The 20924-nt window shown below is 71.7% G+C and carries 14 protein-coding genes and 1 pseudogene; 10 read left to right on the top strand and 5 right to left on the bottom strand.

The window, feature by feature from the left end; translation table 11 throughout:
* Positions 1-154 precede the first annotated feature (154 nt).
* Positions 155-1603 (top strand): purine-cytosine permease family protein, encoded by a 1449-nt coding sequence (locus ACIBM5_RS03535; RefSeq protein WP_396005144.1) that lies wholly within the window; start codon positions 155-157, stop codon positions 1601-1603.
* Positions 1604-1676: 73 nt separating this feature from the next.
* Positions 1677-3320 (top strand): amidohydrolase, encoded by a 1644-nt coding sequence (locus ACIBM5_RS03530; RefSeq protein ID WP_396005143.1) that lies wholly within the window; start codon positions 1677-1679, stop codon positions 3318-3320.
* 13 nt (positions 3321-3333) lie between these two features.
* Here the strand turns inward: ACIBM5_RS03530 and proP are convergent, their stop codons facing one another.
* Both proP and bcp read right to left on the bottom strand, forming a co-directional pair.
* Positions 3334-4776: a glycine betaine/L-proline transporter ProP gene (gene proP / locus ACIBM5_RS03525; protein ID WP_396005726.1), complete on the bottom strand. Its 1443-nt coding sequence runs from the start codon at positions 4774-4776 to the stop codon at positions 3334-3336.
* A gap of 105 nt (positions 4777-4881) precedes the next feature.
* The gene (bcp, locus tag ACIBM5_RS03520) at positions 4882-5358 is read right to left on the bottom strand and encodes a thioredoxin-dependent thiol peroxidase (RefSeq protein WP_391588963.1); all 477 of its coding nucleotides are present in this window, start codon (positions 5356-5358) and stop codon (positions 4882-4884) included.
* A 299-nt stretch (positions 5359-5657) separates the two neighbouring features.
* Between bcp and ACIBM5_RS03515 the strand changes: the two are divergent.
* The 7 genes and pseudogenes from ACIBM5_RS03515 (at position 5658) to ACIBM5_RS03485 (ending at position 11495) form a co-directional block, all read left to right on the top strand.
* Positions 5658-6697, top strand: a pseudogene (locus tag ACIBM5_RS03515) (energy-coupling factor ABC transporter permease).
* 2 nt (positions 6698-6699) lie between these two features.
* The gene (cbiQ, locus tag ACIBM5_RS03510) at positions 6700-7461 is read left to right on the top strand and encodes a cobalt ECF transporter T component CbiQ (protein ID WP_396005142.1); all 762 of its coding nucleotides are present in this window, start codon (positions 6700-6702) and stop codon (positions 7459-7461) included.
* A gap of 50 nt (positions 7462-7511) precedes the next feature.
* Positions 7512-8318 (top strand): energy-coupling factor ABC transporter ATP-binding protein, encoded by an 807-nt coding sequence (locus ACIBM5_RS03505; RefSeq protein ID WP_396005141.1) that lies wholly within the window; start codon positions 7512-7514, stop codon positions 8316-8318.
* Positions 8319-8485: 167 nt separating this feature from the next.
* A complete protein-coding gene (locus tag ACIBM5_RS03500; RefSeq protein ID WP_396005140.1) occupies positions 8486-8872 on the top strand; it encodes a DUF3618 domain-containing protein in 387 nt (128 codons plus the stop codon).
* Positions 8873-9057: 185 nt separating this feature from the next.
* Positions 9058-9360, top strand: a complete 303-nt coding sequence (locus ACIBM5_RS03495; RefSeq protein WP_052173837.1) for a co-chaperone GroES — start codon at positions 9058-9060, stop codon at positions 9358-9360.
* A gap of 214 nt (positions 9361-9574) precedes the next feature.
* Positions 9575-10237: an RICIN domain-containing protein gene (locus ACIBM5_RS03490; RefSeq protein WP_396005139.1), complete on the top strand. Its 663-nt coding sequence runs from the start codon at positions 9575-9577 to the stop codon at positions 10235-10237.
* Between the two features lie 217 nt (positions 10238-10454).
* A complete protein-coding gene (locus tag ACIBM5_RS03485) occupies positions 10455-11495 on the top strand; it encodes an LLM class flavin-dependent oxidoreductase (protein ID WP_396005725.1) in 1041 nt (346 codons plus the stop codon).
* A gap of 15 nt (positions 11496-11510) precedes the next feature.
* On the opposite strand, the gene ACIBM5_RS03480 is transcribed toward ACIBM5_RS03485, so the two are convergent.
* Positions 11511-13073 carry a molybdopterin-dependent oxidoreductase gene (locus tag ACIBM5_RS03480; RefSeq protein ID WP_396005138.1) on the bottom strand — a complete coding sequence of 521 codons (1563 nt, stop codon included), beginning with the start codon at positions 13071-13073 and terminating at the stop codon, positions 11511-11513.
* Between the two features lie 258 nt (positions 13074-13331).
* Here ACIBM5_RS03480 and ACIBM5_RS03475 point away from each other — a divergent pair, with 258 nt between their 5' ends.
* Complete coding sequence (locus tag ACIBM5_RS03475) at positions 13332-14027, top strand: GNAT family N-acetyltransferase (protein WP_396005137.1); 696 nt, start codon at positions 13332-13334, stop codon at positions 14025-14027.
* On the opposite strand, the gene ACIBM5_RS03470 is transcribed toward ACIBM5_RS03475, so the two are convergent.
* Both ACIBM5_RS03470 and ACIBM5_RS03465 read right to left on the bottom strand, forming a co-directional pair.
* Positions 14006-18805 carry a DNA repair ATPase gene (locus ACIBM5_RS03470; RefSeq protein ID WP_396005136.1) on the bottom strand — a complete coding sequence of 1600 codons (4800 nt, stop codon included), beginning with the start codon at positions 18803-18805 and terminating at the stop codon, positions 14006-14008. The genes ACIBM5_RS03475 and ACIBM5_RS03470 overlap by 22 nt on opposite strands.
* A gap of 48 nt (positions 18806-18853) precedes the next feature.
* Positions 18854-20881 carry a flotillin family protein gene (locus tag ACIBM5_RS03465; protein ID WP_396005135.1) on the bottom strand — a complete coding sequence of 676 codons (2028 nt, stop codon included), beginning with the start codon at positions 20879-20881 and terminating at the stop codon, positions 18854-18856.
* Positions 20882-20924: the final 43 nt, after the last annotated feature.

Below are 20924 nucleotides of genomic sequence, written 5' to 3'. Positions count from 1 at the left end.
AGTCAAATTCTGGTGGGCTTCGCCACGAACTCTTGACACCCTCCCCACCCACAGCGCACCTTGAGTGGCGTTCAAAGTCCTTGAATGCCATTCAAGCTTCCGGTCCGGTCTCACGTCCTCGAAGCCGAGCCGCACACCACGAAGAGGAGGTCCGGTGACCCTGCCCCGCACGGACTCCACAGGCGACACCGCGAGCGCCGGCCCGAGCGTCACCCCGCCCGGCTTCGGTACGGGGGTCGCCTCCGACGAGCTCTTCCAGGTGGAGACCCACGGCATCGACCCGATCCCGGACGACGAACGGCACGGCAGCGCCAAGGACGTCTTCTGGCTCTGGTTCGGCTCGAACCTGTCGTTCACGTTCGTCATCAACGGCACCCTCGCGGTGATGTTCGGCCTGTCCTTCTGGGCCGCCATCGCCGTGGTCGTGGTCACCGGCCTGTCGTTCTTCGCCGTCGGCGCGCTCGGCTTCGCGGGTGTCCGCACCGGCACCGCGACCCTGGTGATCTCGCGCGCCGCGTTCGGCGTACACGGGAACTTCCCGGCCGGCCTGCTCAACTGGGTCGTCGGAATCGGCTACACGATTCTCAACACCGTCGTCGGCACCTTCGCCCTCGAAGGACTGTTCGCCAAGCTCGGCTGGGCCGGCGGCGACCTCGCCCGGGTGGTCGCGCTCGCGATCACCCTCTCGCTCACCTTCGCCATCGCGATGTGGGGGCACGCCACCGTGCAGGCCGCCGAACGCTGGATGGCCTACGTACTGGGCATCGGCTTCGGCCTGCTGATCCTGTTCGTGGTCCCCGGCCTGGAGACCGGAGCGGCGCCGGAGACCTCGAACACCTTCCACGCGATCTCGCTCGCCGTGCTCGTCCTGGTCGCCGGCCCGATCTCCTACCTGCCGATGCCCTCGGACTACACCCGCTACCTGCCCCGGGACACCTCGCTGCGCTCGATCACCCTGTGGGGCGCGGCCGGCGGGATGCTCTCCTCGGTGCTGCTCGGCGTGGTCGGCGTGGCCGCGGCCACCCAGGCGGACATGACCGACCCGGTGGCCGGGGTCGCCGACCTGGTGCCGGACTGGTTCGAGGCGCTGTTCCTGCTGCTCGTGGTGGGCGGCTCGATCACCAACTCGATCCTGACCCTGTACTCCTCCAGCCTGAACCTCCAGGTGCTCGGCATCCCCTGGTCGCGCTCCAAGGGCATCCTGGTCAGCACCGCGTTCATCCTGGTCGGCTCGTTGTGGGCGCTGTTCAACGGCAACTTCACCGACAACCTGACCAGCTTCCTGTCCGTGCTCGTGGTGGTGTTCGCGCCGTGGGGCGGGGTGTTCATCGCGGACACGCTGATGCGCCGCTGCCGCTACGACGCCGACGGCCTGCACGACATGCGCGGCGGCGCCTACTGGTACCGCAACGGCTTCCATCCCGCCGGGATGATCGCGCTCGGCGCCGGCATCGTCTTCGCATGCCTGACCGCCGAGTCCGCGTTGTGGACCGGCGCGCTGGTGGAGACCTTCGACGGCGACTTCACCCTGCTCGGCGCGGTCGTCTCGGGCGTCCTGTACTGGCTGCTCGCCCGCCGCGAACCGCAGTTCGCCGAGCACTGACCCACACCACCGATCACCCCAGGGCCCCCGGCCCACCCCCGCACCACGTTTCCGCACCACCCCTGGAGTCACCGTGTCCCGCACCGCCGATCTGGTCCTGCGCAACGCCCGCATCCACACCGTCGACCCCGACCTGCCCGAGGCCGAGGCACTCGCCGTCCGGGCGGGCCGGATCGCGTGGGTGGGCGCGGACGCCGACGCCGCGGACTGGATCGGCCCGGACACCACCGTGCTCGACGGTGCCGGGCGGCGCGTGTTGCCCGGCTTCATCGACGCGCACAACCACGTACGGCTCGGCTCGGACGACGCGTGCGTGCAGTTGGCGGGCGTGCGCACGCTGGCGGGCATCCACGAGCGGATCGGCGCCTGGCTGGCGGCCAACCCGGACGCCGAGTGGATCGAGGCGGAGGCGTTCGACTACTCGGCGATCCCGGACGGCCGGATGCCGCGCGCGAGCGACCTGGACCCGGTCACGGGCGCGGTGCCGGCCTTCGTACTCAGCTACGACGTGCACACCGCGTGGCTCAACAGCGCCGCGATCAAGCGGCTCGGCATCACCCGGGACAGCGACATCCTGCCGTTCGGCCGGGTGGACAAGGATGCCGAGACCGGCGAGCCGACCGGCTTCATCAAGGACTTCGCGGTCCGCGGCCTCTCCCGGGACGGGCACCGCGCACTGCGCGACCTGGGCCTGCCGTGGGCGTCGGCCGACCGGCAGTACGGCCGATTGGCCAAGAGCCTGGACGACGCGATCCGGTTCGGCATCACCACCGTGGTCGAGCCGCAGAACTCGCTCGACGACCTGGCCCTGTACACCCGCGCCCGGCAGGAGGGCCGGCTGCGCTCGCGCATCGTCGCGGCGCTGTTCCACCCGCGCGGCACCACCGCGGCGGATCTGGACGAGTTCGCCGAGGCCGCGCGCACGTACGCGGACGACCGGCTGCGGGTGGGCCCGCTCAAGCTGTACATCGACGACGTGGTCGAACCGCGCACGGCCGCGCTCCTGGAGCCGTACCGAGGTTGTGCGCACCACCGAGGCGAGACGTTCTACCCGGCGGAGGAGTTCGCCGACCTGTTGGCCGAGCTGGACGGACGCGGCTTCCAGTGCTTCGTGCACGCCACCGGCGACCGGGGCATCCGCACCGTCCTGGACGCGGTCGAGCACGCCCGTGCGGTCAACGGCGCGCGGGACGCGCGGCACCAGGTCGTGCACGTGGAGTGCCTGGACCCGGCGGACGTGTCGCGCTTCGCCGAGTTGGGCGTGGTCGCGTGCATGCAGCCGCGGCACTGTGCGCCGGAGATCGCCGGGCCCGGTCAGGACTGGGCGGAGAACGTCGGCGAGGAGCGCTGGCACAAGGCGTGGCCGATGCGCAGCCTGCATGCCGCCGGCGCGGTGTTGGCGCTGTCCAGCGACTGGAACGTGGCCGAGATGGACCCGATGGTCGGCGTGTACACCGCGCTCACCCGGGCGCCGCTGGCCGGCGGCCCGTCCTGGATCCCGACCGAGACGCTCGACGTCGAGACCACCGTGCACGGCTACACGATGGGTTCGGCCTACGCGAACTTCCTGGAGCACGAGCGCGGTTCGCTCACCGTCGGCAAGCTCGCCGACTTCGTCGTGCTCTCCCGGGACATCATGACCATCGCCCCGTCCGAGATCCCCGGCACGGTCTGCGACGTGGTCGCGGTCGGCGGCGAGATCGTGCACACCGCCTGAGCCCTGCCCGGGATCACCGCTGCGCGGCCACCAGTTCCCGGGCCTCCTCGATCGTCTCCACCGCGGGAGGCGAGCCCATCAGCGGCTTGCGGGCGGTCTCGGTCATCGCGAGCGCGGCGACCAGGCCCACGGCCGCCGCGAGCATCATGTAGAGCGCCGGCATGTAGTCGTTGCCCGTCCCGTCGACCAGCGCCTCGGCCACGAACGGGGTGGTGCCGCCGAACAGCGAGACCGAGATGTTGAACGAGACGGACAGCGCCCCGGAGCGGATCTCGGTCGGGAACAGGGCGGGCAACGCGGCGGACATGGTGGCCAGGAAGCAGACCAGGACCAGGCCCAGGATCAGCAGGCCGATGAAGATCGGCACCAGGTCGCCCTGCTTGATCAGCACGAAGCACGGCAGCGGCAGCACGATGAAGCCGACGCAGCCGGTGATGATCACCGGCTTGCGACCGATCCGGTCGGTCAGAGCGCCGAGCGGGTGGATCACCGCCAGCAGCACGATCATCACCACGACGATCTGCAGCAGGCCGTGCGTCTCGTTGTAGCCGAGCGTGTCGGAGAGATAGGTCGGCATGTACGACAGCAGCATGTAGTCGTTGACGTTGTACGCCGCGACCAGCGCGATACAGACGACCATCGCCCGCCGTTGACCCAGGAAGATCCGCTTGAACTCGCGCACGGTCTCGTGCCCGTGCGCATTCTCCGCTTCGTCCGCCTTCGCTCCCGCCGACTTCTGCATCACCTTCGCGAACGCCGGCGACTCCTCCAGCCGCAGCCGCAGGTACAGCCCGATCACCCCGATCGGGCCGGCCACCAGGAACGGGATGCGCCACCCCCACGTCCGCATCTCGTGATCGCTGAGCACCGCGGTCAGCAGCGTGACCAGGCTCGCCGCCAGGATGTAGCCGATCAGCGTGCCGAACTCCAGGAAGCTGCCGTAGAAACCGCGCCGCTTGTCCGGGGCGTACTCGGCGATGAACGTGCTCGCACCGCCGTACTCGCCACCCGCCGAGAAGCCCTGAAGCATGCGGAACAGGATCAGCAGGCCCGGCGCGGCGAGGCCGATCGTGGCATAGCCGGGAATCAGCCCGATGCACAGCGTGCCGCTCGCCATCATCAGCATCGTGATCGCGAGCACCCTCTTGCGCCCGATCCGGTCGCCGAGCGGCCCGAAGAAGAACCCGCCGAGCGGCCGGACCAGGAACGCGGCGGCGAACGTGGCGAACGAGGACAACGTCTGTGCGGCGTCGTTGCCGGACGGGAAGAACACCTTGCCGATCGTCACCGCCATGTAGGCGTAGATGCCGAAGTCGTACCACTCCATGGCATTGCCGAGCATGGTCGCCCTGACCGCGGTGTCCACGGTCTTGGCATCGACGACCGTGATGTCTTCCTCGCGCACCTGTCTCCTTTGTCCCGGATGGTCCTCGCGTCCCAGGTTGGGGCAGGAGATCGCGCCGGGACGGGCACGACACAGGCTTTACCGCATAAAAAGCCCCGACCCGCCCGATGATCGGGCGAATCAGGGCAAGGGGACTCCGAGCGGGCCGAGTCGGGCTCAGGCCGCGTCGAGCTTGAGATCCTTGATCAGCTTGGCCACGTGGCCGGTCGCGCGCACGTTGTACAGCGCCCGCTCGACCTTGCCGCTCTCGTCGACGACGAACGTCGAGCGGATCACGCCCTTGACGGTCTTGCCGTACATGGTCTTCTCGCCGAACGCGCCGTACGCCTGGAGCGTGCTCTTGTCCGGGTCGGCGAGCAGCGTCACCGTGAGGTTCTCCTTCTCCCGGAACTTGCCGAGCTTCTCCGGCTTGTCCGGCGAGATGCCGAGCACGTCGTAGCCCGCGCCCGCGAGCAGCGCCAGGTTGTCGGTGAAGTCGCACGCCTGCTTGGTGCAGCCCGGGGTCAATGCGGCCGGGTAGAAGTACACGATGACCTTGCGGCCCGCGTAGTCGGACAGCGAGACGTCCTTGCCGTCGGCGTCGGACAGGGTGAAGGCGGGGGCGGTGTCGCCCGCCTGGAGGCGGTCGCTCACGAAGAACTCCTCGGATCGCTCGGCAACGTACGCCGCAACGCTAGGGCCTGCTTCGATCCCACGCCGAGCACCACGACGCGGGACGGAAGACAGACCTTAGCGCTGTGCTCCGACCGATTCGGGTCCCCGGCCCGTCGGCGTGATCGCGCACCCCGGGGGGCGCCCCGTTCGTCAACGTCGGGCAAAGAACGATGCGGGCGCACCACTGTTGCCACCGTCACCCAATTGCAAGCCTTTTGCAATTGCGGCGACAAGCCATAAAATCCGACAGCCGAATCCGGCATTTCGGGAGGGGCCACATGCACATACCCAACGGGTTCATCGACGGCCCCGTATCGGCGGGAGCCGCAGTCGTCGCCGTCGCCGGGATCGCCGTCGGACTGCGCGGCGCGCGTCGGGAACTGGACGAGCGCACCGCGCCGCTGGCCGGCCTGGTCGCGGCCTTCGTCTTCGCCGTCCAGATGCTCAACTTCCCGGTCGCCGGCGGCACCAGCGGCCATCTCCTGGGCGGCACCCTCGCTGCCATCCTGGTCGGCCCGTACACCGGCATGTTGTGCGTGGCGGTGGTGCTGCTGATGCAGGGCCTGTTCTTCGCCGACGGCGGCCTGACCGCACTCGGCCTGAACATCACCATCATGGGCATCGTGACCGTCGTGGTCGGCTACGGGCTGTTCCGCCTGGTACTGGGCCTGCTGCCCGCGCGGCACTCCTCCGTGCCGATCGCCGCGTTCGTCGGCGCGCTCGTCTCCGTCCCCGCGGCGGCCTGCGTGTTCACCGGCTTCTACGCGATCGGCGGGACCACCGACGTGTCGATCGGCAAGGTGGCCGGCGCGATGATCGGCGTGCACGTCCTGATCGGCATCGGCGAGGCGCTCATCACCGCGGCCACCGTCTCCAGCGTGCTGGCGGTCCGGCCCGACCTCGTCCACGGTGCGCGCGGCCTCGCGCGTCCGCTCGAACTGCACTCGGCAGGGGGATCCCGATGACCCGCGTCCGTACCCGCACGCTGCTGATCGCGGGCGTCCTGCTCGCCCTGGTCCTGGCCGGCTTCGTGAGCTATTACGCGAGCCGGAGCCCGGACGGCCTGGAGAAGGTGTCCGCCGACAAGGGCATCGACGCCAAGGAACAGGACCATCAGTTCAAGGACGGCCCGCTGGCCGACTACAGCGTCAAGGGTGTGCACGACGAGCGGCTCTCCGGCGGCCTGGCCGGGGTGATCGGCGTGGGCGCGACCCTGCTGGTGGGCACCGGCGTGTTCTGGTTGGTCCGCGGGCGCTCCACCGGCGCCGACCGCGCCGGCGCCCGCACCGCCGGCTCCGGCGCGGGAACCGGCGTCTGATCGTGTCGGCCGGACCCGGGCATCGGCTGTATCGGCCCGGCGACTCGCCGGTCCACCGGCTGCCGCCGCACTGCAAACTGCTCGCGCTGGTCGGCTTCGTGGTGGCCACCGTGTCCACGCCGCGCGAGGCCTACTGGGCGTTCGGCGGGTACGCCGTGCTGCTCGCCTCGGTCGCCGCGCTCGCCCGGGTGCCGGCCGGCTTCCTGCTGCGGCGCATGCTCGTCGAGCTGCCGTTCGTGGGCTTCGCGCTGCTGCTGCCGTTCGTCGCGAACGGGCCGAGCGTCGAGGTGCTGGGCCTGTCGGTCAGCCGGGACGGCCTGCTCGGCGCCTGGAACATCATGGCCAAGGGCACCCTCGGCGTGGTCGCGGGCGTCCTGCTCGCGGCCACCACCGAACTGCGCGCCCTGCTGCTGGGCCTGCAGAAGTTGCGGATGCCGCCGCTGCTGGTCCAGATCATGTCGTTCATGCTGCGCTACGGCGGGGTGATCACCGCCGAGATGGGCCGGATGCGCATCGCCCGCGAGTCGCGCGGCTTCGTCGCGCGCGACCTGCGGCAGGCCCCCACGGTGGCCAAGTCCGCCGGGGCGCTGTTCATCCGCTCCTACGAGCGCGGCGAGCGGGTGCACCTGGCGATGCTCAGCCGGGGCTACACCGGGACCATGCCGGTCGTCCTGGACACCCGGGCCACCGCCAGCCAGTGGGCCGCCGCCGCGGCGCTGCCGGGGGCGGCGCTCGTGTTGTGGGCGGGTGCACTCATCCTGTGAAGGCGCGCAGAGCCCAGGGACCGCGAAGACCCCAGGAACGGAGTACCCACGTGAGTGAAGCGACCGGCGACGCCACCCCCTCGCTGGCCGTCCGCGGCCTCGCCTACGCCTACCCCGACGGCCATCAGGCCCTGTACGGCGTCGACCTGAGCATCGCCCGCGGCGAACGGGTCGCGCTGCTCGGTCCCAACGGCGCCGGCAAGACCACCCTGGTGCTGCACCTCAACGGCATCCTGACCGCCGGCGCCGGCACCGTCGAGGTGGCCGGCCTGCCGGTGACCAAGGAGCACCTGCGCGAGATCCGCCGCCGGGTCGGCATCGTCTTCCAGGATCCGGACGACCAGCTGTTCATGCCCACGGTCCGCGAGGATGTCGCGTTCGGCCCGGCCAACCTGGGCCTGCGCGGCGCCGCGCTGGAGGAGCGCGTACAGCACGCCCTGGCCCGGGTGGGCATGGCCGGCTTCGCCGATCGCCCGCCGCACCACCTCAGCTACGGCCAGCGCCGCCGGGTCGCGGTGGCCACGGTGCTCGCGATGGAGCCGGAGATCCTGGTCCTGGACGAGCCGTCCTCGAACCTGGACCCGGCGAGCCGGCGCGAGCTGGCCGAGGTACTCCGTTCGCTCGATGTCACCGTGCTGATGGTGACCCACGACCTGCCCTACGCGTTGGAGCTGTGTCCGCGTGCGCTGGTGCTGGCCGGCGGCGTCGTGGTCGCCGACGGGGGCACCCGCGACCTGCTCCTGGATCGTGACCTGATGGCCGCCCACCGACTGGAGCTGCCGTACGGATTCGACCCGTCGTCGGTCCCGGCCCGAACCGCGTCGACCCCGCCCGCCGGCGCCACGGCACCCGGTTGACGCGGGTGCGGGGATGTACCTGACAGACTTGGGGAACACACGAGCGCAGGGGCCGGAGAGGACGGGTTGTGAGCGACCACGGGCGGGAACTGTCTCCGGCGGAGTTGGAGCGGCAAGGCCGGGCGGCGTTGGGCCGTCCGGTGACGGCACACGCTGAGCGGAGTCGGGTGGAGTCGGTGAACGGTGCGCACAGGGCCGACGTTGCGAACGCCGGACACAAGGATGGGAAGGCCGTCGACAAGCACACGAACGGCGACCAGCCGGACCGGCGCTCGCCGCAGCAGATCGAACGGGACATCGAGGCGGCCCGGGCGAATCTGGCGGTGACGCTGGACGAGATCGTCGACCGGGTGAAGCCGGCCAATGTCGCGGCTCGCGCCATGGACAAGGTCCGGGCGCAGTTCATCGACAGCGACACGGGCGCTCCGCGCAAGGAGCGGATCCTGCCGCTGGCCGGTGGGGTGGCGGGGCTGATTCTGCTGGTCGTAGTGGTGAAGACCAAGGGCAACGGCGACAAGAAGGTCAAGGCCCGAAAGAGCGGCAAAAAGCGCTGAGGCCCGCCGCGCCGACGCCGGGCCGACCTCGCCGGGCCCGGCCGGGGCGGAATCGGATCGGGACATACACCTCCCGGTGACGCATGTTCGGCGTCGGGCGGGTAGCTTGTCGAAGCGTGAGTTCCGACAGGTCCCAGTCTTCGAGTAACAACGCCCACGACCTCGGCGAGAAGCTGCCCATCCGCATGCTGCACGACCGTGTCCTGGTCCGCCAGGACGCGGCGGAGGGTGAGCGCCGTTCCGGCGGTGGCATCCTCATCCCCGCGACCGCGCAGGTCGGCAAGCGGCTGGCATGGGCCGAGGTGGTCGCGGTCGGCCAGAACGTCCGCACCGTCGAACCGGGCGATCGTGTCCTGTACGACCCCGAGGAGCGTGCCGAGGTCGAGGTGCGCGGTGTTCCGTACGTCCTGCTCCGCGAGCGCGATCTGCACGCGGTCGCCGCCGAACGCATCGAGGTCTCCGGCGAGGCCACCGGCCTCTACCTCTGACCTCGGACCACCGACACCGGGCCGACCGCCGAGAGATCTCCGTATCGCCGACAACGCCGGGTGGTGAGCCGTTCACCACCCGGCGGCTTCGTCCGCGCCCGCGGATCGCGGGCCCGGAGGGCCCGTTCGGGTCGGATGACTCCCTCCCGCGGGTGAACTCTTCTGCCAGGATGACCCGATCCGCACGAAGAGCCGGCCAAGAGGAGAGGGACAGATGCCGCGACGTCGGATCTGGATAGCGGCGCTGTGCGCGGTCGCGCTGGTGGGTTTCCTGGGCGGCGGCCTGGTCGGGGTGTTCGGCGGCGGTGGCGGTGACAAGTCCGCCGCGGCGGCGACGTCGCCCGGATCGAGCAGCGCATCCCCCGCTCCATCCGCGCCGGTCGCGGCACAGGTCGCTGCGCCGCCGACCACCGCCCCGCCCACCTCGGCGTCCGCGTCGCCGTCCAAGAGCCCGTCGGCCAAGCCGGCCCTGGCCGTGGGCACCCGCTATGTGCTGACCCTCGGGGACGGTCGGGCGATGGACGTGAGCGGCGCCACCAACCGGGACCGGGCGGCGGTGATCGCCTACCCGGCGGGAGCGGGCAAGGCGAATCAGCAGTGGGTGGTGCGCGACGCGGGCGGCGGCTTCGTCCGGCTGGAGTCGGTGCTCTCGCACAAGTGCCTGGAGGTGTCCGGCGGCCGGGAGTCGCGGGCGTATCAGGACGACTGCGGGCGCGCCGAGAACCAGTTGTGGAAGCCGCAGGCCAGCGGTTCCGGGGTGGTGCTGCTCGCCCGCAACGGCTCGGCACTCGGGCTGGGCGAGCAGGTCAAGGGCCTCCAGGGGCTCGGTCTGGTGCCGGCCGGCTCGGGCGCGGTGTGGCAGGCCGGCAGCGTGTGAGCGGGGCCGGACCGGCCGAGCCGCGCCGGCGATCGAGCCCGGGTGCGACAGCTGTCCCTTATGCCCGAATGTGATCCCCTGCACGCCTACCCGACGGAACAGCGCGGGATGTCCTGCGGTTGCACCTCAGTGCGAACGCGGAGCACCGGCACGAGCACGGGTGCGCCGATCGGGCGGGCGGGAAACGGGCGAGGAAGAGGGACGCGGAGTGGACGCTGTGAAGCTGTCGGTACTGGACGTGGCGCCGGTGGGAACCGGGTATTCGGCGACCGAGGCGCTGCGCACGAGCACCGAGTTGGCCAAGCGGGCCGAACAATGGGGCTTCCATCGGTTCTGGGTGGCGGAGCACCACAACATGCCCGGCATCGCCAGCTCGTCGCCGCCGGTGCTGCTCGCCCACCTGGCAGCGCACACCTCCACCCTGCGACTGGGCTCGGGCGGCGTGATGTTGCCCAACCACGCCCCGCTGGTGGTCGCCGAGCAGTTCGGCACGCTCCAGGCACTGCACCCCGGGCGGATCGACATCGGCATCGGCCGGGCTCCGGGCACCGACCAGGTCACCATGCGCGCGCTGCGTCGCGGCGGCGGCGCCGAGTCGGTCGAGGAGTTCCCGCAGGCGCTCGGCGAGCTGATCGGATTCGTCACCGGGTCGTTCGCCCAGGACCACCCCTACTCGCGGATGCACGCGGTGCCCGGTCCGGCGTCCGGAATCGAGGCGGGCGGCGAGTTCGCGACCGCCGAGGCGCCGGTGTGGCTGCTCGGGTCCAGCGGCTACAGCGCCCAGCTGGCCGGGATCCTGGGCCTGCCGTTCGCGTTCGCGCACCACTTCAGCGGGCAGCACACGGTGCCCGCGCTGGAGCTGTACCGCGAATCGTTCCAGCCGTCCGCGTCGCTCAAGGAGCCGTACTCGATGATCGCGGCCGGGGTGATCGCGGCCGACACGCACGAGCAGGCGGAGCGGCTCGCGCTGTCCCAGGCGTTGTCCATGTTGCGGCTGCGCAGCGGCAACCCGGGCCGGATGCCCTCGCCGGAGGAGGCCGAGGCCTATCCGTGGACGCCCGCCGAGCGGGAGTTCGTGGCGAACTACCGGCGCCAACACATCAGCGGCGACCGGGCCGAGGTGCGGGCCGGCATGCGGGAGTTGCGCGAGCGTACGCAGGTGGACGAGCTGATGGTGATCAGCAACGTGTACGGGCACGACGCGCGGATCCGCTCGTACGAGTTGATCGCGCAGGCGTGGGGGCTGATCGAGGAGTGATCCCGCCGCCGGGACTCAGCGCACGGTGACCTCGATGTGGTGGTGGCCGGTGGCGCCGTCCGGGATCACGTCCGCGTTCGCGGCGGTCTGCACCGCTCCGGTGCCGTCCGTGGCCCGGACCCGCAGGGTGTGCCGGCCCGGTGTGGCATTCCACAGCAGGCGGTACTGCCGCCACGTGTCGGTGGTGGTCTGCGGCGCGAGCTCGGCCGGCTGCCACGGGCCGTCGTCGACCTGGATCTCGACCGCGGCGATGCCCCGGTGCTGGGCCCAGGCGACGCCGGCGATCGGGACCGGGCCGGCCTCGACGGTGCTCGCGTCCCTGGGCGTGTCCAGGCGCGACTGGGTCTTGATCGGGGCCTGCCGGGCCCAGCCGAGCCTGACCCAGTAGGCGCTGAACGCGTCGAACCGGGTCACCTCCAGGTCCACGATCCACTTGCACGCGGACACGTATCCGTACAGGCCCGGCACCACCATCCGGACCGGGAAGCCGTGTTTGATCGGCAGCGGTTCGCCGTTCATCGCGTACGCCAGCATCGCGTCGCGCCCGTCCAGCACCTCGCGCAGCGGCGTGCCGATGGTCATCCCGTCCGGCGATCGGGAGACGAGCTGGTCGGCGCCGGGGCGGATACCGGCCTCGCGCAGCAGGTCGGCCAGCGGGGTGCCCAGCCAGCGGGCGTTGCCGATCAGGTCGCCGCCGACGTCGTTGGACACGCAGGCCAGCGTGATGTCCCGCTCGATCGCGATGCGCTCCCGCAACTGCCGGTAGTCCAGCCGGATTTCCCGATCGACCAGGCCGTGGATCCGCAACTCCCAGTCCTCGGCCCGCAACTGCGGCACGGTGAACGCGGTATCGATCCGGTAGAAGTCGGCGCTCGGGGTCAGGTACGGGGTCAGGCCGGGTTCGACCGGTCCGGGGCCGGCCGGGGCGGCGGCACTGATCGGCGTGGGGAGGTTCCCCGCGACCGCGGCACGGGACTTCTCCGCGTTGAACCGGGCGTGCTGGAGCATCCGGCCGCCGAAACCGGCCACCGCGGCGACGGCGGAGGCGCCGACCAGGAGCACCGTGCGGCGCGAGGTGTCCGGAGCCGGTTCGCGCACGTCGTCCTCGGGCGCGCCCGGCAACGGGCGGGCGAGCGGGCGGCGGTCGACCAGGTCGGGGCGGGTCAGCAGGACCAGCGTCAACACTCCGAACAACGTGCCCACCGACACCGGGGCCAGGTCGGCGGCTTCGAACGAGGGCCGGTCGATCGCGGTCCATGCGCCGAAGGCGCCGAGCGCGAGCACCCCGGCGATCCCGTGGCCGAGCCGGCGGGCGGCGAGCACGCCCAGCCCGGCGGCGAACAGCGCGAGCAGCACGGCGATCACGGTCAGCAGGAACGCCTTGTCACCGGTCCCGAAGGTGCGGATCGCCCACTCGCGCGGCCCCTGCGGCGCACGATCGGTGACCGCTCCGCTGATCGTCACGAACGGGGTGGCCTCCGGCCGTACGAACGCCGCCACCGCCTCGGTCACCCCGAGCGCCACCGCGGCCGAGACCACACCGATCAACGCGGCACCGGACCGACCAGAACGCCGCACAACGCCACCTCACGCTCGGAAACGACTCGAAGAACGACTCGGGGAAGGGACTCGGAAGGGATTCGGGAGCAGTTCCCGGAACGGCTCGCGGAACCGCGCCCGGAACCGCGCCCCGAACAGGTGTGTCCATCGTGACGCCGGTGCGGCCCGCGCGGGGGAATCCGCTGCTTACCGTTGTGTGACGAAGCGTCAGCGGCTTATTGCGAACACCTTGCAATAAGCTTTCCGGGTCGAGTCGTCGATCCACCGGGGGAAGCAGTGACCACCGTCGTCCGCGAACACCTTCCGTTCTCCGCCGCCGAACTGATCCGAGCCTGGGTCACCGGCTGGGCGCCCGCCCGGGAGGTGCCGCCGCCGATCGAGGTGGCCGGCGGCTTCCGATTGCACGTGGGCCTGCCGGGCCATCGGGTGCGGTACGTGCTCTTCGACGTCGAACGGGCGGCCGAGCTCGCCCGGACCCGAACCGCTCCCGGGACCTGGATCAAGGTGCTCGCCCCGGCCGAGCGGCTGCGGCCCCTCCTGACCCCCGCGTGGACCGTGGGCGAGCCGGAATACCCGATGACCGGGCCGCTGCGGCGGGCGGCGGCGAGTGTGCCGAGCGGCTACACGCTCGAGGTCGAGCCGGCGGGCGCGGTGGTCCTGGTCCGGCTGCGCGCGGCCGACGGCACCGTCGCCGCCCACGGTCGGATGGCGGTGACCGGAGAGACCGCGGTGGCGGACCGGATCGGCACCGATGCCGCACACCGCCGTCGGGGTCTGGGCAGCGTGGTGATGACCGCCCTCGGGGACGCCGCCGCCGCGCGAGGCGCCCACACCGGGGTCCTGGTGGCAAGCCCGGACGGGTACGCGCTGTACACCACGCTGGGCTGGACGCGGCACGGCGTCCTCACCCCGGCGTGGATCCCGGAGCCGGCGCCGGATTCGGTGCCGGCTCAACCCCGGCCCGCCAGGTAGGCCCGCTTCACCCGTGCCCAGCGCACTTCCTCGGCGGGCGTCAGCCGGCCGCGCAGTTCGGCCAGCTTGAGCAGGTTCGCCTCCGCGTCGGTGGTCAGCGTCTGGGCCTCCGCCGCGTAGTGGTCGTCCAGCAGCGTCTCGATCTCGGCCTCGTCCGACACCGGCAGGAGCCGCTCGGCGAGCCTGTTGGTGTCCCGGTAGGAGCCCTGCAGCCGGAACGGCGGTTCGGTGCGGGCCGCCTCGGACTGCGCCGCCGAGGCGATGTAGGCCCGGTTGACCGCCAGGACCGTCTCGCACACGTGCAGCAGCCGGCGCAGCACGGCCACGACGCGATCGAGCTCGGCCGGATCGTAGGCGTGGGCGAGTCGCTCCGGGCGCGCGGCACCGTCCCCGCGGGCGAGCCGGACCAGCAGTTCCAGATCGCCGCGCTCGCGACCGGCGAGCGGGGCCAGGACCGGGTTGGCGGTCAGCGCGTTCTCGATGTGGCTCAGCGCGAACAGGTCCTGCCTGCCGCCGAGCACGTCGCCGAGGTTCCACACGTCGGCCCGGTTGGCGAGCATGTCCGGGACCCGGAAGCGGGCCCCGGACTCGGTGTACGGGTTGCCCGCCATGCACACCGCGAACCGCTTGCCGCGCAGGTCGTAGCTGCGCGCCTCGCCCGCGCGGACGCCCTCGATCCGGCGTTGCGCGTCGCACAGCGAGACGAACTTCTGCAGGAGTTCGGGCGAGACGTGCTGGATGTCGTCCAGGTGCAGCAGCACGTTGTTGCCCAACTCCAGCGCGAAGCCGATCTTCTCGATCTCGCGGCGTGCGGCGGCGTCCGGTGCGGCGGCCGGGTCCAGGGACGTGGTGCCCTGCCCCAGGGCGGGGCCGTCGATCCGGACGAACGCCAGGCCCAGGCGGGCCGCGACGTACTCCAGCAGCGTGGTCTTGCCGTAGCCGGGCGGCGACAGCAGGAGCAGCAGGCCCTGGCTGTCGGTACGTCGTCCGTCGCCGACGGCACCCAGTTGCCTGGCCAGATTGTCGCCGATCAGCGGCAGGTAGACGTCGTCGATCAGCCGGTTGCGGACGAAGGTCGGCAACACGCGCGGCATGTGCGCATCCAGCCGCAACCGCGCCCGCTCGGCGGCGAGCAACTGCGCGCGGGTGCGCTGGTAGGCCCGATATGCGGGCACCCGTACCCGGCGGAACTCGTCGGTGCGCGACAGGAATTCGTCCAGTCGCAGGTCCAGCGTTCCGCCGCGGGCCAGGCGCGGGTGGGCGCCGAGCAGACCGGTCACGGTGGTCGCGAGCGGCGCGTCCACCAGGTTTCGGTCCACCGCCCGGCCGCACACCTCGATCGCGATCGCCTCGGGCAGGTCCGCGGACGGCCCGCCGTCGAGCCGGTCGGCGTAGCCGCCGAGCCACCCGGAGACGAGTTGGTGGCGGGCGGCGAGGTCGTCGCCGAGGGCGCGCAGATCCTCGGCGAAGTCCTTGGCGGCGGGTGAGCCCTCGCCCCCGAGCGCGGCGCGGAAGTCGGCGAGCAGGGTCCGGGCCCCGGCGCCGGTGGCGAAGCGAGGTCCGCCGGACGCGAGTTCCTCGACGAGGTAGGCGCCGATCGCATCACCGGACGCGGGCAGCGTGCCGAGCGTAGCGGCCAGGAACTCGCCTGCTCGATCGCCGAGTTCGGCGGCCAGCTCGCGGACGGCCGGCACCGGGCCGAACGTCTCCCGGGCCCGGGCCAGCGATTGTGCCCGGGTGGTCCACGGCCCCCGGGCATCCGGGTCCGCGCCGTAGGCCCAGAAGAGCTGGGCCGCCGCCCGCACGTCCGGCGTGAACCGCAGCAGCCCGGCGCCGGCGCGCAACCGCAGTACGGCTGCCAGCAGTGCCGCCGCGTCGTGGTCGTGCACTCCGCGGTCGTAGCCCTCACCGTGCCGGGGCAGCGCGATCCGGCGCACGTGGGCGAGCAGGTCCTCCGCCGACGGGGTGGCCGACGGTGGGAGGTCGAGCTCGGCCAGTACCACCGCCGCCAGGTATTCGGCCCGGTAGACCTGCGGTGACTCGGAGCCGAGCGGCTGGTCCCGAAAGGCCCGGTATGCGGCGGGCAGCGGCTCGCGCAGCGGTGCCCGGTAGTCGGTGCCGGTGATCGCGAAGGCCAGGCCGTCCGCCTCCGGAACCAGGGTCGGCTCCATCGGCCGCTCGTTCACCGCGAACCGGTGCCGGCCCAGCCGTACGGTGCCCGCCGCGTCGTAGAGTTCGGCCCGGTCGCGCAGGGCCCGGGCGGCCTCCTGGCGGGCGGCCTTGAGCCGACCCTCCAACTCGCCGGCCCGGACCGGATCGCCGAGTCGGCGCAGTTCCTCGGCGGTCGAGCGGACCTTGCCGACCAGCGCGTCGGAGGCGAACCAGGTGTTGATCTCGTCCGTGCTCGCCAGACCGGCGACGCGGCGGCCGATCGTGGTCAGGATCCGCTGCGCCGAGTCGATCAACCGGGCACCGTGCCGGGCGCGCTCGTCCAATCGGGCCTGCTTGCGCGCGGAGAACGCGTCGTGGATGCGCTCGCGTTCGGTGTCGATCCTGGCCAGGTGCTCGTCGAAGGTGCCGAATCGGGCCTCCAGGTTCTCGATCCGGGCGAGCAGCCGGCCGAGTTGTTCGTCGCATTCCTCGGGATCGACGGCCGCGGCCAGCGCGCCGACCACGGTCTGCTCCAGGAGGGCGATCTCGGCGGCGAACTCGGCGCGTTGTTCGGCTTCGAGCAGCTCGCGCCGGCGAGCCGCCAGGGTCGCGCGGGCCCGGTTGATCCCGCCGAGCACCTCGCCGATCCGGGTCAGGATCGCGGTGCGCACGCCGGTGTCGGTGCCCTCCAGCGTGCCGATCACCTCGGTGACGATCCGCAGCCCGTCGGCCTGTTCCTCGATCCGCTCGGCCGGCGCCGCCGATTCGGCCACGGTGCTCGCCCCGGCGGCTGCGGCGGCCAGTTCGTCGACGGTGCGGTGGGTGTCGGCGAACGCGTCGTCGTCGGCCAGGAAGGCGACCACACGCCGCCCGGTCGCGGCGAGTTCCTCGACCACTGTGGCGTCGAGGTCGTCCAGGGCGGCGGTGTCCGCGTAGCGGATCTCCCGCAGGGTGGCCAGGCGGCCCTGGGCGCGCCGGAGTTCGGTGAGTTGTCGCACGCATGCCGCGGCGCCGGCCGGGTGTTCCCCGCGTACGCGCCGGATCAGCGTGGTGGTGCTCGCGGCGGCCTGCTCGACCGCGTCGGCGGCGATCCGGCGCAGGTCGAGCACCCGACGGAACTCCTCGACCACATCGCCCGCGGTACTTCGCACGGCGGTCAACGGTTCGTCGAGTCGCCCGAGTTCGGGGTCGGCGAGCCAGTGGTGGGTGTCCTCGACCCGGGCCGCGGCCGCGGCGATCGCGGCGAACACCGCCGTGGTCGGCGCCATCTCCTCGGCCATCGCGGCAATCGAGAGGCAGTCGGCGATGCCGCGTACCAGCTCGGGGTTGCCGATCCGGGCCAGTGGGCCGGTGCCGGCGGGTCGGGCCGCCGCGTACGCGTCGGAGACGTACGGCGTGCGCCACATCTGGAGCGGGTGCACCCGGCCGGGCTCGTCGCCCGCGGGGCGCAGCACCGCCATCGTGCCGTCGGCGAAGAACGCCCGGCCGTGTCCGACGATCGGGGCGGCGGCCTCCTCGCGGATCACGTTGTAGGACAGCAGCACGGTACGGCCCTCGGCGCGGGCATGGAACACGTACAGCACGTCCTCGCCGTTGGGCGAGCGCACCGTCGACTCGAACTCCAGGTCGGTGGTGTCGATGTCGAACGTGCGCGCGATCCCCGTGCTCAGGTAGTAGCCGCCGGGGAAGACGATGCCCTGCTCGTCGGGAAGTCGCCGGCAGGCGGCCCCGATGCCGTCCAGGCGCACCACCTCGCCGGTGCGGGTGTTGTGCACCAGGTGTCGCCACGCGTCCTCGTGGTACGGGCGCACCCGCACCAGCAGCAGCGGCCCGACCCGGGCGTACTCGACGTCCGCGTCGGCCGGTGATTGCAGCGGGTCCTCGACCGGTTCGGCATACACACCTTCGGCGGTCCCGGTGTCGTCGACCAGCTTGACGGTGAGCCGGCCGTCGAGGGTGCTCACGTACAGCGTGTCCGCGATCGCGATGTGCGGATGCCGGCCCGGCACGTGGTCGGCGCGGGTGCTCGCGGTCCAGGCGAAGTCGTGCGCCGGCGGGAAGACGTGCTCGCGCTCACCCTGCGCGTCCAGGTAGGTCGGGCTGCCGTCGGGGCCCAGCCGCCAGCGCAACACTCGGATGTCGGTGCGGCGTTCGCCGATCCGGAAGACCGCGAGCAGGTGTGTGCCGGTGTCGCGCAGTTGCAGCAGCCGGGTGTCGCGGAAGTAGCGGAAGAGTTCGGTGAAGTCCTGCCGGAAGCGGGCATCGTCGAGCAGCCCCGGCACCGCGTCCGTCGGCGCCGGCGCGAAGCCGTCGGAGGTGCGCCGATGCAGCGCGAACACGTCGGCGGGGCGGACCGGTTCGCCCGAAGCGCCGCCGCCCTGATATCCGACCAGGAGCAGCCCGCCGACCTGGACGATGTCGCGGGCCGAGGCGGCGCGTTCGCTGTGCACCCGGTGGGTGTCGGTCAGGTCGAGCGTGTCGCCGCCGTAGGTGTGCACCCGGCGCTCGTTCAGTGCCGCGGCCCGCGCGCCCAGCTCGCGGGCCGCGGCCAGGAGCCGATCGCGCAGGACCTCGTACGTCCCGGACTCGGTCTCGGGGCCGCCCACGCCCGGGGCCGGACTGCTCACGTTCGGCTCAACTCCTCTGCCGTTGCCTCTGGTTCGGGACGCCGTCGACTACTTGCCGGCGCCGTTGAGCTGCGCGGGGACCAGATCGGCGAGTCGGGTGTCGCCGAGCCCGCCGGCCCGCACCGACTCGAGCAGGCCCTCGAGCACGGTGGTCTGCGGTCCGCCGCCGGCGATCAGCGCGGCGAGCGCGCCGGCCAGGGTGAGGTCGCGCATGCCGCCCGCGCCCAGGCCGGTGACCATCGCGCCGAGGTCGCCGACGAAGGTGGAGCCGTTCGGGTCCAGCCAGGCGCCGGCCATCGTGCGGGCCGTCTCGGACCGGTCGACGAACGCGTCCACGCTCTTCCCGGCCGCCATCGCGCCCATGATCCGGTCGAAGAACATGCTGTCCCCGCCGACGATGTCGATCCTGGCGTTCTCCAAGCCGGTCGCCAGCACCGTCGCCTGGGCCTCGGCGATCTGCCGGTTCACCTCCAGGCCGGCCAGCCGGATCTCCTTCTCCGCCTCCAGCCGCAGCCGGTATTCCTCGTGCATCCGGCTGGACTCGTCCAGGGCTGCCATCGCGGCGGCCTTCTCGGTCAGGCCCTCGGCCTCACCCTTGAGCCGCTCACGCAACCCCTCGGCGCTCGCGAGCGCCTTCCTGCGGGTGACCTCCGCCTCGGCGTGGCCCAGCTTGGCCACCGCCTCGGCCATCCGCTCCTGCACCTCGGCCTCGGCCAGGCCGACCGCCGCCGCCTCGGCGCGCTTGCCCTCGGCGCCGCGGATCGCGGCCTGCGTGTCCAGTTCGGCGGCCTTGCGCCGGGCCTCGGCCAGGGTGAGCTGCTCGGCCGCGCGGTGTCCGGCCGCCTGTTCGGCGGCCTCGGCCGCCTTGATGTCCTTGACCAGCCGCTCCTGCGCCTCGGCCTCGGCGTGGATGACCAACGCCTGGCGCTCGCGCTCGGCCTCCTCGACCAGCCGCAGCTTCTTGATCTCCTCCTCCTGCGCGGCGACGGTGCGCTCGACCGCGATCCGCTCGCGGATCACCTCGGCGATGTCGCGCTTCTCCGCCTCGACCTCCTTGTCGCCGGCGATCCGGCGCAGTTGGGTCTCCCGCTCCCGGGCGATCACCTCCAGGAGGCGGTCCTTCTCGATCCGCTCGTTCTCCACCGCGATCACCCGCTCGCGGTTCTTCTGCGCGACGGCCACCTCACGCTCGCGGTTCTCGTTCTGAATCCCGATTGCCTCCTCCATCTTCATGTGGGCGCTTTGGGCGCGCAGCCGCTCCTCGGCTTGGACGCGGGCGGTCTCGGCCTCCTCCCGGGCCCGACTGATCTCGATCTCCCGGCGCTGCTTGATCTCCGCCTCGGCCTGCCGGCGTTCGAGTTCGAGCACCGTCTCCCGGGCCTCGACGTTCTGCCGGGTCATCTCCTTCTCCTCGGTGCGCTGGTACTCGTTGGTGCGCACGTGCTCGATCGCGGTCAGCTCGGTGATCTTGCGAATGCCCTGGGCATCCAGGATGTTCGCGCCGTCGAGTTGGCTCATCGGGGTCTGTTCGAGGAAGTCGATCGCGGCGTCGTCGAGGTGGTAGCCGTTGAGGTCGGTGCCGATCACCGCGAGGATGCGGTCCCGGAACTCCTCGCGCTTGGTGTACAGGTCGACGAAGTCGAGTTGCTTGCCGACCGTCTTGAGCGCCTCGGCGAACTTGGCGGCGAAGAAGTCCTGGATCGCGGCGCGATCGCTGGCCCGGTCGGCGCCGATCGCCTGGGCGACCTTGATCACGTCCTCGACGGTCTTGTTGACCCGGACGAAGAAGTAGATGTGGATGTCGGCCCGGATGTTGTCCCGGCAGATCAGGCCCTCGCGGCCGGTGCGGCGGATCTCGATGGTCTTCACCGAGATGTCCATGATCTCGGCCCGGTGCAGCACGGGCAGCACCACGGCGCCGGTGAAGGTGACGTCGACCGTGTCGGCCTTGGAGATGATCAGGGCCTGGCCCTGCGACACCTTGCGGTACAGCCGGGTCACGGCCAGGAGCACGACGAGCACGACGAGCAGGACGACGGCGATGAGCACGCCGATGCCCACGGTGATGGCATCCATCAGTGAAATCCCTTGGTAGAACGGGACGTTGGTTGGCGAACGG

It is taken from the genome of Embleya sp. NPDC050493, assembly GCF_044458105.1.
Classification (GTDB): domain Bacteria; phylum Actinomycetota; class Actinomycetes; order Streptomycetales; family Streptomycetaceae; genus Embleya.
This window is presented reverse-complemented; position numbering and strand designations above follow the sequence as displayed.

Coding starts and splice junctions, on each gene's coding strand:
- ACIBM5_RS03495 (WP_052173837.1), top strand. CDS start 9,058: ATGCTGCACGACCGTGTCCTGGTCCGCCAGGACGCGGCGGAGGGTGAG.
- ACIBM5_RS03490 (WP_396005139.1), top strand. CDS start 9,575: ATGCCGCGACGTCGGATCTGGATAGCGGCGCTGTGCGCGGTCGCGCTG.
- ACIBM5_RS03465 (WP_396005135.1), bottom strand. CDS start 20,881: ATGGATGCCATCACCGTGGGCATCGGCGTGCTCATCGCCGTCGTCCTG.